The 15,055-nt window shown below is 44.4% G+C and carries 11 protein-coding genes; 7 read left to right on the top strand and 4 right to left on the bottom strand.

Annotated features, from left to right (window positions below; genetic code table 11):
* Nucleotides 1-56: 56 nt before the first annotated feature.
* From NST40_RS07870 to NST40_RS07900, 7 genes are all read left to right on the top strand, one after another.
* Complete coding sequence (locus NST40_RS07870; RefSeq protein ID WP_076218147.1) at nt 57-989, top strand: peptidase U32 family protein; 933 nt, start codon at nt 57-59, stop codon at nt 987-989.
* Nucleotides 990-1,088: 99 nt separating this feature from the next.
* Nucleotides 1,089-2,420, top strand: a complete 1,332-nt coding sequence (locus NST40_RS07875) for a U32 family peptidase (RefSeq protein WP_036675585.1) — start codon at nt 1,089-1,091, stop codon at nt 2,418-2,420.
* 319 nt (nt 2,421-2,739) lie between these two features.
* A complete protein-coding gene (locus tag NST40_RS07880; protein ID WP_248547696.1) occupies nt 2,740-4,926 on the top strand; it encodes a methyl-accepting chemotaxis protein in 2,187 nt (728 codons plus the stop codon).
* Between the two features lie 169 nt (nt 4,927-5,095).
* The gene (locus NST40_RS07885) at nt 5,096-6,976 is read left to right on the top strand and encodes a sensor histidine kinase (RefSeq protein WP_076277086.1); all 1,881 of its coding nucleotides are present in this window, start codon (nt 5,096-5,098) and stop codon (nt 6,974-6,976) included.
* Between the two features lie 22 nt (nt 6,977-6,998).
* Nucleotides 6,999-8,309 carry an ABC transporter substrate-binding protein gene (locus NST40_RS07890; protein ID WP_081387533.1) on the top strand — a complete coding sequence of 437 codons (1,311 nt, stop codon included), beginning with the start codon at nt 6,999-7,001 and terminating at the stop codon, nt 8,307-8,309.
* 45 nt (nt 8,310-8,354) lie between these two features.
* Nucleotides 8,355-9,419, top strand: coding sequence for a LacI family DNA-binding transcriptional regulator (locus NST40_RS07895; RefSeq protein WP_076126305.1), 1,065 nt, complete (start codon nt 8,355-8,357; stop codon nt 9,417-9,419).
* 69 nt (nt 9,420-9,488) lie between these two features.
* On the top strand, nt 9,489-10,049 hold the full coding sequence (locus NST40_RS07900) for a GNAT family protein (protein ID WP_076218144.1): 561 nt from the start codon (nt 9,489-9,491) through the stop codon (nt 10,047-10,049).
* Nucleotides 10,050-10,111: 62 nt separating this feature from the next.
* On the opposite strand, the gene NST40_RS07905 is transcribed toward NST40_RS07900, so the two are convergent.
* The 4 genes from NST40_RS07905 to NST40_RS07920 all read right to left on the bottom strand — a co-directional run bounded on the left by NST40_RS07905 (nt 10,112) and on the right by NST40_RS07920 (nt 14,877).
* Nucleotides 10,112-11,014 carry a manganese catalase family protein gene (locus NST40_RS07905; protein ID WP_036675571.1) on the bottom strand — a complete coding sequence of 301 codons (903 nt, stop codon included), beginning with the start codon at nt 11,012-11,014 and terminating at the stop codon, nt 10,112-10,114.
* A 504-nt stretch (nt 11,015-11,518) separates the two neighbouring features.
* Nucleotides 11,519-12,691 (bottom strand): glycosidase, encoded by a 1,173-nt coding sequence (locus NST40_RS07910; RefSeq protein WP_076277085.1) that lies wholly within the window; start codon nt 12,689-12,691, stop codon nt 11,519-11,521.
* On the bottom strand, nt 12,691-13,905 hold the full coding sequence (locus tag NST40_RS07915) for an AGE family epimerase/isomerase (protein WP_076277084.1): 1,215 nt from the start codon (nt 13,903-13,905) through the stop codon (nt 12,691-12,693). Before NST40_RS07915 ends, NST40_RS07910 begins: the two co-directional genes overlap by 1 nt.
* A 21-nt stretch (nt 13,906-13,926) precedes the next feature.
* Nucleotides 13,927-14,877 (bottom strand): 1,4-beta-xylanase, encoded by a 951-nt coding sequence (locus tag NST40_RS07920; protein WP_076277083.1) that lies wholly within the window; start codon nt 14,875-14,877, stop codon nt 13,927-13,929.
* Nucleotides 14,878-15,055: the final 178 nt, after the last annotated feature.

Here is a 15,055-nt window from a genome sequence, read left to right on the forward strand (position 1 = left end):
ACTATTAAAATGAAGAGTGGTGCGGTTGAAATAACTGTACAAGTAGGAGGTACAACATGACTAACAAACCGGAATTGCTGGTGACGGCAGCGTCCTTGGAGGAAGCTGCTGCTCTGCTGGATGCCGGAGCAGATGCGTTGCTCATTGGGGATGACCGTTTCGGGATGCGGCTTGCTGGACATTTCTCTCTGGAGGATACAGCGACTGTCGTAGAAATGGCACATTCGCGAGGCTGCAAAGTGTATGCAAGCTTGGGTGGGCTGATGTCCAACCGTCTGCTGGATGAGCTTCCTGCCTATGTGAAGGCTTTAGGTGAGCTTGGCATTGATGGTGTTGAATTCGGAGATCCAGCAGTGTTAACCACTGTGAAGAAAGAAGCGCCAGCAATGAAGCTGCACTGGAATGCGGAAATGACTTCCACCAACTACGCGACCGCGAATTATTGGGGACGCAAGGGGGCTTCTCGCGTTGTGCTGGCCCGTGAGCTGAATATGGATGAAATGACGGAAATGGTTCCGCTTTTGGAGATTGAGGCACAGGTGCAGGTTCATGGAATGACCAATATATACCATTCCAAGCGGAAGCTTGTTGAAAGCTATATGTCACATCAAGGCCGTCCTAGTGATGGAGGGAGTCTCGGGAAGGAACGCGGACTATTTCTGATTGAGGAAGAACGAGATGACCAGAAATTCCCGATTTATGAAGACGAAAACGGCACTCATATTATGAGCCCGGATGATATTTGTATTTTGGAGGATCTGCATATTCTGATGGCTGCAGGTATACACAGCCTTAAGATTGAGGGACTCATGAAATCGATAGCGTATAATGTAACGGTTGTGAAGACTTATCGTAAAGCTATAGATCTTTATGCGGCTGATCCGGAAGGTTATGCCTTCAATGAGGAATGGATGGATGTAATCAGAACGGTGCAGGACCCTGAACGGGAGTTAAGCTTCGGATTTTTCTATAAAGAGCAAGTATATTAAGTTTGACAAAAATAAAGAGGTTATAGGTCCCCACGAAGATTAGGTACAGCATTTATAGCATGTGACTTAGCTTTGTGGGCGATGGAGGGGAGAACAGGAATGGGAACCATGACAAAGCCGCAATATAAGGGCAAACGTTACCGTCTGGACAAACCGGAGCTCCTCGCTCCGGCTGGTAATTTGGAAAAATTGAAGTTCGCAGTACACTATGGTGCGGATGCTGTTTATATCGGAGGACAACAATACGGCTTGCGTTCCGGCGCAGATAATTTCAGCTTCGAGGAAATGCGCGAAGGTGTTGAATTCGCCAAGAAATATGGCGCTAAGGTATTTGTTGCAACAAACATTTATGCTCACAATGAAGATGTCGCGGGAATTGAAGAATACCTGCGTAACTTATATGAAGCTGGCATTGCTGCTATTATCGTAGCTGATCCAATCATTGTAGATACAGCACGCCGGTTAGTGCCTGGACTTGAAGTGCATTTGAGTACACAGCAGTCTACATTGAACTGGCAAGCGGTGTCCTTCTGGAAGGAAGAGGGGCTTCCGCGTGTTGTTTTGGGCCGTGAGACAAGCCTGGAAGAGATCGCTGAGATTAAAAAACATGTCGACATTGAAATCGAAAGCTTCATCCATGGTGCAATGTGTTCCTCGTATTCGGGTCGTTGTGTTTTGTCCAACCATTTCACCGACCGTGATTCCAATCGCGGGGGCTGTTGCCAGTCTTGCCGCTGGAAATATGATTTGTTTGAGGATGCACGTCCGGAAGGGACTTGGGTGTCTGAGGAAGAGCAGGCTGAAGCGAAATCTCCAGCTCCTTTGCTTCCCGGGGTAACTCAGATTCCACTGCATCAGCAAGGAGATAATCCCTTCTCCATGGGCTCTAAGGATTTGTGTATGCTGGAAAGTATACCTGAACTGATTGAAGTGGGCATCGACAGCTTCAAGATCGAAGGACGAATGAAGTCAATCCACTATGTGGCTACTGTCGTTAATGCATATCGTAAAGCCATTGATGCTTATATGGCAGATCCGGAAGGGTATGAATTGAAGCAGGAATGGCTGGATGAGCTTAATAAAGCCGCTAACCGTCCGCTAAACACAGGATTCTTCTATGATACTCCGGATCATGAAGATCATATCTATGAGCCTGAAGAAAAAGCAGCTCCGTATGATTTTGCCGGACTTGTAATTGAATACGATGCTGAAAGTGGTACGGCACTAGTTCAACAGCGCAATCACTTTAAGCCAGGTCAGGAAGTAGAATTCTTTGGACCTAACGATACGTTCTTCAAGCAAACGGTTGGCGAAATATGGGATGAGAAAGGCAATTCGCTTGATGCTGCCCGTCATCCACTGCAACCTATTCGTATGAAGGTAGATCAACCGGTTGCATACTTTGATATGATGCGTAAGAAGAAGTTTTAATAAAAAACAGGGAAGCCTTTGGTCATCCAAGAGCCTCCCTGTTTTTCTTTTTGACAAAGCAAACAATAAGTTATATATATTAGGGATTAACAAATATCTCCAAGAGAGGAGGTGCAGCAAGCTATTTATTATGTTTAAACATACATAGGTTAAAAGTTGTAAAAAAAGTCTCGTAAAGCTAAGGAAAAAGACCTAATACGCCGATATATATATTGGTTAACGCTTTCATGCGTATTCTAATATTAGCGGGTAGGTGATCAAGATGGGGGATCCTGATCAAGATAGTATTAGTGAAAAGCATAATGAGAGAAGGTTTAGCATGAATAAAAAGAATAAGAAATCGGCGATCACAGGAAACAAGGAAACAAGCAAGATTGAAGGGGCAGTTAAGACACCTAAGTTTAATTTGAAGAATGGGATAGATTTGCGGGGACAGATCAAAAGAGTTAATCCTATGGAATCTGTTGGCGTGAAGATATTCCTGATATTTTTGTGTGCAATTGTAATTGTGGTAATGGCACTTGGACTGCTATCTTATTCAAAAGCCAAGAAGACAATTAAGAACAACGTATCGGAAGCCTACCGTCAGACTATTATTCAGACCTCAGAGAAGTTAGATATTACTTTGAAGCAGTACGAGAACTTGGCTTTACAGCTTTATTTTGATGCGCAGATGCAAGAAGATTTGAAGTCTTTAGTGACTGCACAATCTTCCTATGAGAAATTTGAAGCTACAAGCGCAGTAAGTAAAAAGTTGTCCAGTCAGATTACAACGGATTCTAATATTCTTAGTGTTTCTTTGATCCCGGAGTCGCCTGATCAAGACATTGTTACAAGTGGCAGTGGCGGCATTAAGTTAGATAACATAAGAGAACAAGAATGGTATAAGAAGATTGTCGACAACACTGCATCTTATGAATCCTACTATTCTAAAGGTGATGGTGATGCAGCCAAGAACATATGGTTCTCGACAGCTGTTCAAGGTGATGGAGACAAAAATATTGCTATGGCAAGATCTCTCAAAACCCTGGGCTCAGGTACAGGATACATAGTCATCCTTGTGTTGAAGAATACATTGCTGGAGGAATCATTCGCAAGTGTACAGCTGGGAGATGGCTCTCGAATTCAACTTGTCACTCCTGATGGAACCGTAGTAGCTTCTTCGGATTCAAAAGATGATGGTAAACCTTCAGAGTTCGCTTTTATTCAGGCAAGTAAAAAGGATAACAAAAGCTTGGATGAGAAGGATACAAACGGGAAAGAAATCCTTGCTGTCTTTAATCCAATGATCCGGGCGGATTGGAAGTTGGCAGGGGTAGTCCCAACAGATGAGCTAGTAAAAGAAGCACGTCCGATTCTGTTGACTACTTTTATTGCGGCTGCTGGTGCGGCTCTGCTAGCCATAGTAATCGGGATCTGGATGGTGCGTATGATTGCTCGCCCTCTAGCACGCTTGAAGGATCTTATGGTACAAGGTGCAGGTGGTGATCTAAGTGTACGTACAGAATATGTTTCTAAAGATGAAATTGGCCAGCTATCAGCTTCCTTTAACGTGATGATGGAGCGTATTACTGAGCTTGTATCGCAAACGACAGAAACCGCTCGGGATGTGCTGGAGACCGCTGGTGAGCTTGGTGAAGCCTCACGGAAGACAGCTATTTCTGCGAAGGAAATCGCAGCTGCTACGGAAGAAATTGCCGGTGGGGCAGGCAGTCTGGCGCTTGAAGCTGAACGAGGTAATGAGCTAACAGATGTGATTGCTACGCAAATGCAGACTGTAATATATGCCAACACTGAGATGGATGAAGCAGCACGTGGGGTTGGTGAAGCTAGTGCTCAAGGCGCTAAGCAATTAACTGACCTGCTGGATCAGACTAGCCGCACTGGAGAAAAAACAAGTGCACTTGTCGAACGTGTCAACCACCTGAAGGAGACAGTATTCTCCGTAATTAAGGTGTTGGATGTGATGAAGAGTATCACGCAACAGACGAATATCTTATCGTTAAATGCAACAATAGAAGCCGCTCGTGCAGGAGAAGCTGGTAAGGGCTTCATGGTAGTTGCGGGTGAAGTGCGGCAGCTTGCTGACCAATCGAAACAATCTATTGCCCTTGTTGCTGGAATTACGGATAAGATCATGGCGGAAATGAACGAAACGGAAGCTGTATTATCCGAAGTAGCACCACTGTTTAAAGAACAAGTAAGCTCCGTGAAGAGTACAAGTGATATCTTCCTGTCCGTAAAAGGACAGATGGATGAATTCATAACAAGCCTGGAATCGGTGACGACAGCGATTAGCAGTCTGAATCATTCGCAAGGTGTGTTGTCAGAGGCTATGGGGAACGTTAGCGCCGTAGCTGAGCAATCTTCAGCAACTTCCCAAGAAGTAGCTTCACTCAGTAATGAACAGCAAAATGTAAGTGATCAACTCGTTTCATTATCTGGCAAGCTGGAAAGTGCTTCTGGTCAATTGAAGGACAAGCTGTCATTATTCACTATAAAATGAGTGGATTCATCACTAATTTCTAAATTGTTTACCTAACAAAACCGCTTCTTCAACATGAAGAGGCGGTTTGTTGTTGTGTAATGAAGAACTACACCGTATAATAACTTTGTTAGGTATTTGTTATAATTTAATAACAAGTTAGGTAAAAAGTATTAAGGAGAAGGACCAAATGAAAGGTAGACGCATCTCTGGCTGGTGGTCCGTTATCGGGGACATGAGCATGGAACGCAAGCTGCTCCTCGTCTTTTTAATTATCATTACCCTCCCGCTATCCTTCATCAGTGTATTTACCTTCAAGAGCTACTCGGAATCTATTCAGGGGAACACCATTGCTTATTCTGAGAAATTAATCGATCAAATGATGGATGGAGTAGACGATTATATCGAAGATATGAAGCGTATTTCATCTATGCCCGCCTATGTGAATGATATCAAACAGAATTTAATACGTTCTAACAACTACCATGAGCAGAAAAAGATTATGGGAGGCGCAACTGGGAGTGCTGCTTTGTCGCCCGGTGATTTTGATCTTCTGTTGTCCATTCAACGGGGGATAGAGGGCAACATTTCGTTTATTAACAATATTAAGCGAGGTGCGAACTCAGTTTATATTTTTGACGCTTACGGAAATGGTTATTATTCTGCGAAGGATGGTGGCGTACGACTTGATCTCGAACAAAGCTATAAATACTGGAGCCAGCAGACTAAGGATTCCAGCGGAGAAGCATTATTGTTCGGTACTCAAGCGTATACAAGTAATCTGCAGAGCACCCGATATGCTTTTACCGTTGTTCGCAAAATCGTGGATGGCTTGTTAAATCCAATCGGGCTGATTGCGGTTGAAGCGAATATTAGCAATTTGGAGAATCAAGTTACGGAGCTGGATAAAGTCACCCATGGGAAGTCGTTGATTGTGGATGAGAAGGGAATGGTCATCTACGACAGCGACAAGAAGCTGCTGGCCACAGATATTTCTGATTCAGACTTGTTCAAAAGAGTTGGAGGCATTTCTGGAAGCTTTTATGATACAGTCAACGGAAAAGAGCGGTTGAATATTTACTCTGGCTCTACCAAAACCAATTGGAAGGTAATTATCTCTATTCCTGTTGATGTACTGATGCGTGATGTGAAGCTGACCCGTAATACAACACTTGCTGCTACATTAAGTATCATAGTACTAGCGTTAATTATTTCGATTATTCTTTCCGTTGCCCTTACTAAATCGCTGACTCAAATGATTCAATTGATGAAAAAAGTTCAGGGCGGCGATCTGGATGTGATGTTCAGAGTTAAACGGCGTGACGAAATTGGTCTGCTGGGGCATCAATTTAATCGTATGTTAGCCCGAATCAGGCAGCTAATTCAGGATATTTACCGCATAGAAGAACAGAAAAAGGAAGCAGAGCTTCATGCGCTGCAGAGTCAAATCAATCCTCATTTTATCTATAACACACTGGAGTCCATTCGAATGACCGCCGAGCTGAATGATGATGTCGAAGCTGCGGATATGATCTCTATTCTGGGCAAACTGCTACGGTACAGTACAAGTGATCTGAGTGGTAATACGACATTGAAGCAAGAGCTTGGGTATGTGCGTAATTACGTCGAGCTGCTGAACTATCGTTATCCTAACCGTTTTTTACTGGATATCGATGTGCCGAAGTCGTTAGATAATTACTCTATTATCAAGCTGGTCTTCCAGCCTATCATTGAGAATGCAGCTTACCATGGCTTAGATGATAATAAGCCGCAAATGCATTTAAGCATCCGCTGCGAGATTACAGAGCAAATGCTGTTGTTTCATATTAAAGACGACGGGATCGGAATGGATGAGAAGACTTTGGAGAAATTGAATGATGGGCTGCAGAACGAAAGTCCTCCTAAGAAAAGCATTAACGGGGGGATAGGCATGAAAAATGTACAGCAGCGAGTGCGTCTTCATTATGGAGCGGCATTTGGGATCCAGGTATATAGTGAGCTTGGACGAGGGACCGATGTTATTTTGTCGCTGCCATTACTGGAGCAGGAATTAATTGGCTTACCTGAGTAACGAAATAAGAGGGGGCTGTCCGTTGAAGGGGTTGAAATTAGAATGGACTATGCGGACCATACTGTTACTTCTCTTAGTGTTATTGAGTAGTAGCTGTGCCAATAACAATAAGCAGACGGAATCCACCCCGCCTCCAGTTGGAGACGAGGTGAAGTCTGACTTGTCCGGCACCATAGTCATGATGACCAATCGAATAGATCTGATTGAGAACGGAACTTTTCAAGGATACGCGGACCAATTTAAACAGAGATACCCCGAAGCCAATGTGGAATTTGAAGGTTTGTCCAATTATGCAACGGATATTCTGGTACGGCTGTCCACGAAAGATGCCGGTGATGTACTGTTGCTTCCGGTGAATCTTCCGTCAAAGGAGCTGGATTATTTTTTCGAACCGCTGGATGAAGAAACCGCCGCTAGTGAGCGTTTCACCTCTTTTGCTACGTATAACGGGAAACGTTATGGGCTGTCCACGGGGACTACTACGGTTGGGATTGTCTATAATAAAAAGGCATTCGAAAAAGCAGGAATAGCTACTGTTCCTAAGACGCTGGATGAATTCTACGAAGCTTGTGCGAAATTAAAACAAGCGGGTATTATCCCCCTATATATGAATTATGGAGCCGTCTGGCCTTTACGTGAATGGGGAAACAGTTTGGTTAACTATATGACAGGTAATCCAGAGTATCTAAATAATATGGTAAATGAGGATAACCCGTGGCAGCTTGATAATGAGTGGGGGAAATCAATTTCCATTGCTCGAACCTTAATTGGTAAAGGCTATGTTGAAGATGAACTATTCTCGAACAATTGGGAGATATCGAAGACTAAGCTAGCTAAAGGTCAAGCAGGGATGTATTTACTGGGAAATTGGACGATTGGACAAGTCCTTGATGTGGGGGCTGCCCCGGATGATATTGGATTCTTCCCGTTTCCGTATGATAATAGCAGTGCTCATTATGCGCCGATCAATCCAGATTGGTTCATGGGGGTTAGTAAATATACCAAGAACAAAGAGCTTGCTATGGCGTGGTTGAATTTTTTTGTGAAGGAGACTTCCTATCGAGATGATTGGGGATTTCTTCCGGCAGATGGAAGCTTGAATCCCTCTATGTCGCAGTATCGTGAGTTTTTATCTTATAAGCCTAAGCTACTCGATGCTACTGTACAAAGTGATGCGTTCATCGAGCTGGCGAATAGAGCCAAAATGTCCTTTTGGTCCGGAGATTATATTCAGGAGTTACTGGCTGCGCCTGATTTACAAAAGGCTTTTGACGAATTAAATGCAAAATGGAAGGAAGCGCGGGCAGGAGCACCACAAACTTCTCAGCCTTAAAGTTAGTACTACATAAATTTGATGACATTCTCTGGAGGGTTATATATGGCTAAAAAGGTTACCATGCAAAAAATCGCTGATCATCTCGGCGTATCCAAATTCGTTGTCTCCAAGTCACTTTCGGGTAAAGGCGGCGTTAATGAGACGACAAGAGAACGAGTGATTCAAGCGGCATCGCAGCTGGGTTATTTTACGCAAAAAAATGCTTTTGTCCAAGGTATAAAACGCACGCCTCCGGTAGGTGGCGGGGATCGGAATAAGCAATCCGTGCTGGTGTTAATGCCGAATATTCGTTCTCAGACGCAGGATTCCTTGTATTGGGGAAAAATTGTGGATGGTATTGCTATTGCGCTGGATCAGGAAGGGCTTGGGATGGTCATTATCTCCGAGAACCGTGCGGATAATTTTGTTAATATTTTGAATCCCAATGGAATCCTTGGTTTGATAGGTGTGGGCCAAATCTCTACTTCCTTGCTGCTTGAGGTACACCGTATTGGTTTGCCGATGGTGTTGATTGACCATGAAGATCCGCTAATTCCAAGTGATACCGTGTTTGCGAATAATGTGGATTCTATGGCTCGGCTTACAAATCATTTGATGGGCACAGGCCATACCCAAATGCATTTTATCGGCAATATTGGATTCTCACGCAGTTTCCGCGATCGGTGGATTGGCTTCCGGAGTGCGCTGGAGGAGAGCGGAATAAGACTGCCTTTGGAAGATGATGCGAATCTTTTTCTGGAAGGGGTGGAGGAAGACTTATTTCAGGAGGATTTTAAAAACTGGGTGAATAAGCGTAAAAAAGCCAAAACACTCCCGACAGCCTTGGTTTGCGCTAACGACTCCACAGCCCTTTCGGTCAGTGATATCCTCAAGGAAGAAGGGTTTAATATTCCGGAGGATATCTCGGTTACTGGCTTTGATAATATTGAGGATGCCTTAAGAGGCGTTCCACCGCTTACAACTGTTCATGTTCCTAAAGAAGCGATGGGCCGAGCCGCAGTGGAGAAACTTCTGAGCCGTATTCATAATCCTTCTGCACCGCTTGAGAAAATTCTTATTGCAGCGGATATTGTACATCGTGATTCCGTGGATAAGCCGCGAGACTAGAACTATGTTGATCTAAAAAGTATATAAGCCATGGAATCTAGTTTTGCTTGAGTAAGGGGGAGTTTAGTTATGACAGAATCAGTTGCCATGCCAAAGATTGAAGGCGAACAGATTCAACTACGCGGTGTGCAAGCGTCCGATCTGGAGGCTTATTATAAATTTTTACTTGATGTTGAGATGGGGCAATTAACAGGATCACAAGGAGATTTCTCCCGTGAGCAGACGGCAGCTTGGATTCGTAAGATTGGTGTTCCAGCCGAGGATCGTGTGGATCTTATGATTATAGTAAAGGACACGGGTGAGCTCATCGGAGAAGTGGTACTAAATGAAATAGATCCGGACAATCGTAGTGCAAATATCCGGATCGGCATTTGTGGGCATGAACATCGGGGTAAAGGTTACGGTACTGAAGCTATGATTCAAATGCTGCGATATGGCTTTGAAACTTTGAAGCTGCATCGCATCCATCTCGGCGTATATACTTTTAACCCCAGAGCCGTTCATGTCTATGAGAAGCTTGGTTTTCAACGCGACGGTGTGGAGCGCGATGCTCTTTATGTAGACGGAGAGTTTCATAACATGATTCTGATGTCCATGCTTGAGGATGAGTTCCGCAGTTTGTACAATTAAAAAAAGTGAATCTAGGGTAAGGAAGATTGTAAGTAACTTCCTCACCAGATTCACTATGAATATTAGTCTGTAATGTTTCCAGCCATTTTGAGGCGTTTGGCAATTTCTTTAAAGTCTTCGGGGGAGATTCCGGGAGCGAATTCCTCTTCGACTGCCGGAGCAACGGGGATCGGAAAGCCTTTAGGGGCTCCTTGAATAACTTCAAGCGGAAGATTATCCTCTGGGTGGGTTCCCTTCCAAATCTGATCGATGGCGCCGAAGTCACTTTCACTCCAGGTGTATAGCTTGGTATGCACGCCTTTTTCTTCATATTTTTTTGCTTCACTGAATGATTTATTATTTAACGAAGGAATCGGTACGAGCTTAGTTACATTAACACCTGTTGCCACTTCGATGGCTTTGGCATAAGCGACCACGTGGACACCACCACGGACTAAAAGGAATCCGACTACAGCGCGTGCAGCTGGATGGTCTGTCATTTCGTAGACCTTCATTTTATGTGTTCTGGCTCCGCATTCGAGGAAGAAGTTATGTAGCAGATCTTCCACTAGGTTGCCGCTATTAAAGACGTTTGCTCCGGTCCACGGGTTCCCCGTTGAATCAAAAGGCATAGCCCCTTGTGCACCAGCCAGAAAGTGATAGGATAGACGCGCATCTTTTGCGGACCCTAGAGGGGTGGAATCGGGCTCTTTATAACTTGTTGACCCTCGAAGACATTTGTTGATGGCATGCGAAACCAGCTCGACATGGCCAAGCTCTTCCGCTGTTATGCTCATCACCAAATCATAAAAAGGCTTCAGCTTGTCTTTTGAACGGAAATTAAAGGATTGAAAGAGGTAATTGTTAAGGGTCGACATTTCTCCGAACTTTCCGCCAAGTAATTCCTGAACAGCGGCAGCAGCATTGGGATCGGGCTTCTCAACTTCAGGAATCTCAATCATGATTTCATCCATACGTTTGAACATTAATATCTCAGCCTCCTTGGAGTTAGGGGTTACTGACCTATTTTGAGCTTAATCTATAGGAATTACTCATGAATGGGCTGAAAAGTATGGATGTGCGTCATGTAAAAGGCTTTTTGTGTCGAAAAGGCAAACGGCAAATACTATCAAATACGCAATTAAAACCACAATCAAATACGCAATCAAATACGCATATTAACCTGCTAACGGACACAGCAGACCCTATATGCAGTATTATCCGATATTTACAATGCTAACGGACTCCAGCGCAGCTATCGGCCTAGAAAACGCCCCAAATGGGACTCTTTTCAGGGAATAGCGCCCCTGGAGTCCGAAAACTTACTTTGAAGGCTAAATACATGTGAATAGCGTCATCTGAGTCCTTAAGTTACTCTGGATGATTGATATTCGCTTGAAGCAAACATGAATGATCAAAACGCAGAGCAGCGATCCTCCTAATATAGGAGAATCGCTGCTCTGTTGATTTTTAGGGTTTATGAACTTTTTTTACAATGCTAAATTACGATCAATAAGAGCAATACGTTGCTGTACACAAGCATAAGAGCGAAGGGGATCCTCTGGAGTGTTCAGCACATAATCTAACATTTGGTCAACGGTAGTTGTAGCCACATGGATACGAGTGTCGGAGGAGGCGTAGTAAATATAGATTTCACCGTTATCAAGTGCAATCACGCCATTACAGAACACGACATTGGAGACATCGCCGACACGTTCTTCACCGTCTGGTGCGATGAAATGACCGCCAGGTGAATGAGTAACTTTGTTTGGCTCATCCAGGTCAGACAAGAAAGCATATAGCACGTATCGGAGTCCAGCAGCTGTGTTGCGTACACCATGAGCAATATGCAGCCAGCCTTTTGCAGTTTTGATTGGAGCTGGACCTTGGCCATTTTTAACTTCCTTGATGGTATGGTAGTAGCGTTCGTCCATGATAGTCTCGCTGGTAATTACGGCATCTTCAATTGTATCCGAGAGTCCCCAGCCAATACCGCCACCGGAACCTGCATCGATAAAGCCATCTTGTGGGCGAGTGTAGAAAGCGTATTTTCCATCTACAAATTCAGGGTGTAGCACGACATTACGCTGCTGAGCAGAGCCTGTTTTGAGATCCGCCAGACGTTCCCAGGTCTTCAGATCTTTGGTGCGAACAATACCACACTGTGCTACTGCGCTAGAAAGGTCACCATGTGGAGCTTCTGGATCTTTGCGTTCTGTACAGAAGAGGCCGTAGATCCAGCCATCTTCATGGCTAACGAGGCGCATGTCGTAGACGTTGATATCAGGAACTTCTGTCTCCGGCAGCACAACTGGACGATCCCAGAAGCGGAAACCGTCCACGCCATTGTCGCTTTCTGCTACAGCGAAAAAAGATTTGCGGTCATTGCCTTCCACGCGAGCAACAAGATAGAATTTGCCATTCAGTGCAATAGCACCCGGGTTGAAGACGCCGTTGACGCCAATTCTTTCGGCAAAATAAGGGTTGGTATCTGGGTTAAAATCATAACGCCAGATTAAGGGCGCATGCTCAGCAGTTAGCAGTGGATGAGCATATCGGTCATAAATGCCGTTTCCATAAGGAAGCTTTTCGTTCTTGCGAGCGATCAGGGCTTCATAACGTTCTGTTAATTGTTGTTTGCGTTCTTGGAATAATGATGACATTAGACAGTCTCCTTTATAGTTGATTTCAGTCGTGCGATCATTTCGAAGCAGGCTCTGCTGTTATGATAAGGACATTTCCAGGCGCTAACCTTTGATCCGTGAGGCAGGGGCTGAAGGTTCTCGTCCACGCCCCAGTACCATTCACCCAGCTTGTGATCCACCATGTATTTATCGATAAAAGTCCAGGAGGTTTGGGCAGCCTCATTAAATTTGCTGTTACCAGTCAGCTGATAAGCATTATAGAATCCAACAACCGCCTCAGCTTGCGGCCACCAATCTTTATCTTTGCTCAGCAGCCCGCTTGGGTCAGCTTCATTCCATATCCCTCCATCGCTATCAATACCTTCCGCAAGAACGGCTTCTGCCATGGAGACAGCGACTGTTCGCACACGCTGCAGCAGCTGCTCTTCTCCAAGGGTTTCAGCAGCTTCCACCAGCAGCCAGCTTCCTTCGATGTCATGTCCGTAGGAGATAATATCTGATTTCACATTCCATGCCTCATCTAAGAAAAGATGAAAATGCTGGCCTTCCTGATCAATGATATGATCCAGCATCGTTTCGATTAGCTCAGTTAGCGTGCTCTTTAGTTCCTCCGACTTCCATACTCGATAGAGACCGGTATACGCTTCCAGAACATGCAGATGGGTATTCATAGATTTTTTTTCATTCATATCCTTGCTGCTGAGACTGAGGTTATCAGTGATTTGCCATTCCCGTGATAAAGCTTCGACATAACCTTTATAAATAGAATCATAGCCGTATTTTTCAACTAGCTGGAATAATTGAATCGCATCCTCTAAGACTTCTGGACGTCCGGTCGCATGGTAGAATTCAGCCAGTGCGTAGATAGCAAAGGATTGGCCATAGATCTGCTTTTTCTCTTGAGAAGGTCTGCCCTCAGCATCCACCATCCAGTATAATCCGCCATACTCTTTATCAATGAAGTGTTCCATCAGGTAGGTATAAGCACGTTCTGCCATCGCCAGATATTCCGGTTTACCGTAGATCCGGTAAGCGCTCGCAAAGGACCAAAGAATCCGGGCATTAAGCACAAGGCTTTTCTCTGCGTTAGGAGTAATGTTCAGCTGATTGTCGATTTCACCTATAAAACCGCCGTTCACTTCGTCCTTCGTCTGTTTCATCCAAAAACTAAGAATATTATCCTGCAGCTCATCCTCAAGTTGGGTCAACCATAATTCTGGTGAATTAATCATTGTAATCAGTCACTCCTCACATTATTTGGTGATTTTTGAGGTGAAATATTCGTTGATGATCCCAGCGGCTTGCTTACCGTACATACAGTAATCATCATTCTGTACTGCTTCTTCAATTGGATAAAGATGAGTAGGCCAATCCCAGAGCATAAAGCCCTGAACCCAATCTCTGTGCTCACAGCCTTGAAACATTGCCTGATAGAATTTACTTTGTTCTTCTTGACTGGGTTCGCCCTTTAAAGTCCAATCATTGGGAATCGCAGCGCTCCCTCTCCGGCTTGGGCAACCTGCTTCCATGAAAAAGAACGGCTTATTCTGTGAGCGCACCACTTGCTCAATCCGGTCGAGCTGAGCCTCCCAATCACTAGCTGGATAATACCCACTTGAAGAAATCACATCGAGCGCATCCCACCAGGTTACGTTATCCTCCTGATACTTATCGCAATTATAAGTAAGAATACCTGAGTAGACCTTCCGCACCTCGGCAATAAGCGAACGCCATTCGGCTTCGCGTCTATCCGTCTGTACAAGCTCACAGCCAATACAGAACATCTCACAGCCTGTTTCCTCAGCGATAGCGGCATAGTGCAGAATAAATTTAGTATAAGAGCTGAACCACTCAGACCATTTAGGCTCGCAAGGGACATCCTTATCGAAAAAGTTAATATGGGCACGCCAAGTTCCGTCAGCACAATTAACAATCGGCTTCAGGCATACTTTTAGCTGCAGTGACTTCGCTTTGCTGATAGCCCATTTCACTTCTTCGTCGCTAACGGTTGGAGCCTCCCAGTAGGGGATTTCCGTAGAATGAGCGGTAGCTTGAAGCGCGCTGAGCGCAATGGCCGTCCAGTTCGCTCCGGTGACAGAGGACATTAATTCCAGCGAACACTCAGCTTCTTTTGTTGTCCATGAACCACGTCTACCCGAGAAACCCCAGGTTACGCCTGCAATGTATTCGTTGTTTAACATCATCGAGAATCCTCACTTTACACACAAAAATAGAAAAATTAGCAATCTTCATTTTGTTAGATAGTTATTATTGTTTTGTTAGTTTATAATAACAACTTAATTTAGTTATATACTTTTTCGCAGATGATTTCAAGGACAATTTGTAGTTGAAGCTGGGAAATTTGAATAACTTTAGTTATAG

This window comes from Paenibacillus sp. FSL R10-2778, from assembly GCF_038593035.1.
GTDB lineage: Bacteria > Bacillota > Bacilli > Paenibacillales > Paenibacillaceae > Paenibacillus_AQ > Paenibacillus_AQ odorifer.

Bases quoted from the DNA above. Each gene is read 5' to 3' on its own strand.
- NST40_RS07870 (WP_076218147.1), top strand. From the start codon at position 57: ATGACTAACAAACCGGAATTGCTGGTGACGGCAGCGTCCTTGGAGGAA.
- NST40_RS07875 (WP_036675585.1), top strand. From the start codon at position 1,089: ATGGGAACCATGACAAAGCCGCAATATAAGGGCAAACGTTACCGTCTG.
- NST40_RS07880 (WP_248547696.1), top strand. From the start codon at position 2,740: ATGAATAAAAAGAATAAGAAATCGGCGATCACAGGAAACAAGGAAACA.
- NST40_RS07885 (WP_076277086.1), top strand. From the start codon at position 5,096: ATGAAAGGTAGACGCATCTCTGGCTGGTGGTCCGTTATCGGGGACATG.
- NST40_RS07895 (WP_076126305.1), top strand. From the start codon at position 8,355: ATGGCTAAAAAGGTTACCATGCAAAAAATCGCTGATCATCTCGGCGTA.
- NST40_RS07900 (WP_076218144.1), top strand. From the start codon at position 9,489: ATGACAGAATCAGTTGCCATGCCAAAGATTGAAGGCGAACAGATTCAA.
- NST40_RS07905 (WP_036675571.1), bottom strand. From the start codon at position 11,014: ATGTTCAAACGTATGGATGAAATCATGATTGAGATTCCTGAAGTTGAG.
- NST40_RS07910 (WP_076277085.1), bottom strand. From the start codon at position 12,691: ATGTCATCATTATTCCAAGAACGCAAACAACAATTAACAGAACGTTAT.
- NST40_RS07915 (WP_076277084.1), bottom strand. From the start codon at position 13,905: ATGATTAATTCACCAGAATTATGGTTGACCCAACTTGAGGATGAGCTG.
- NST40_RS07920 (WP_076277083.1), bottom strand. From the start codon at position 14,877: ATGATGTTAAACAACGAATACATTGCAGGCGTAACCTGGGGTTTCTCG.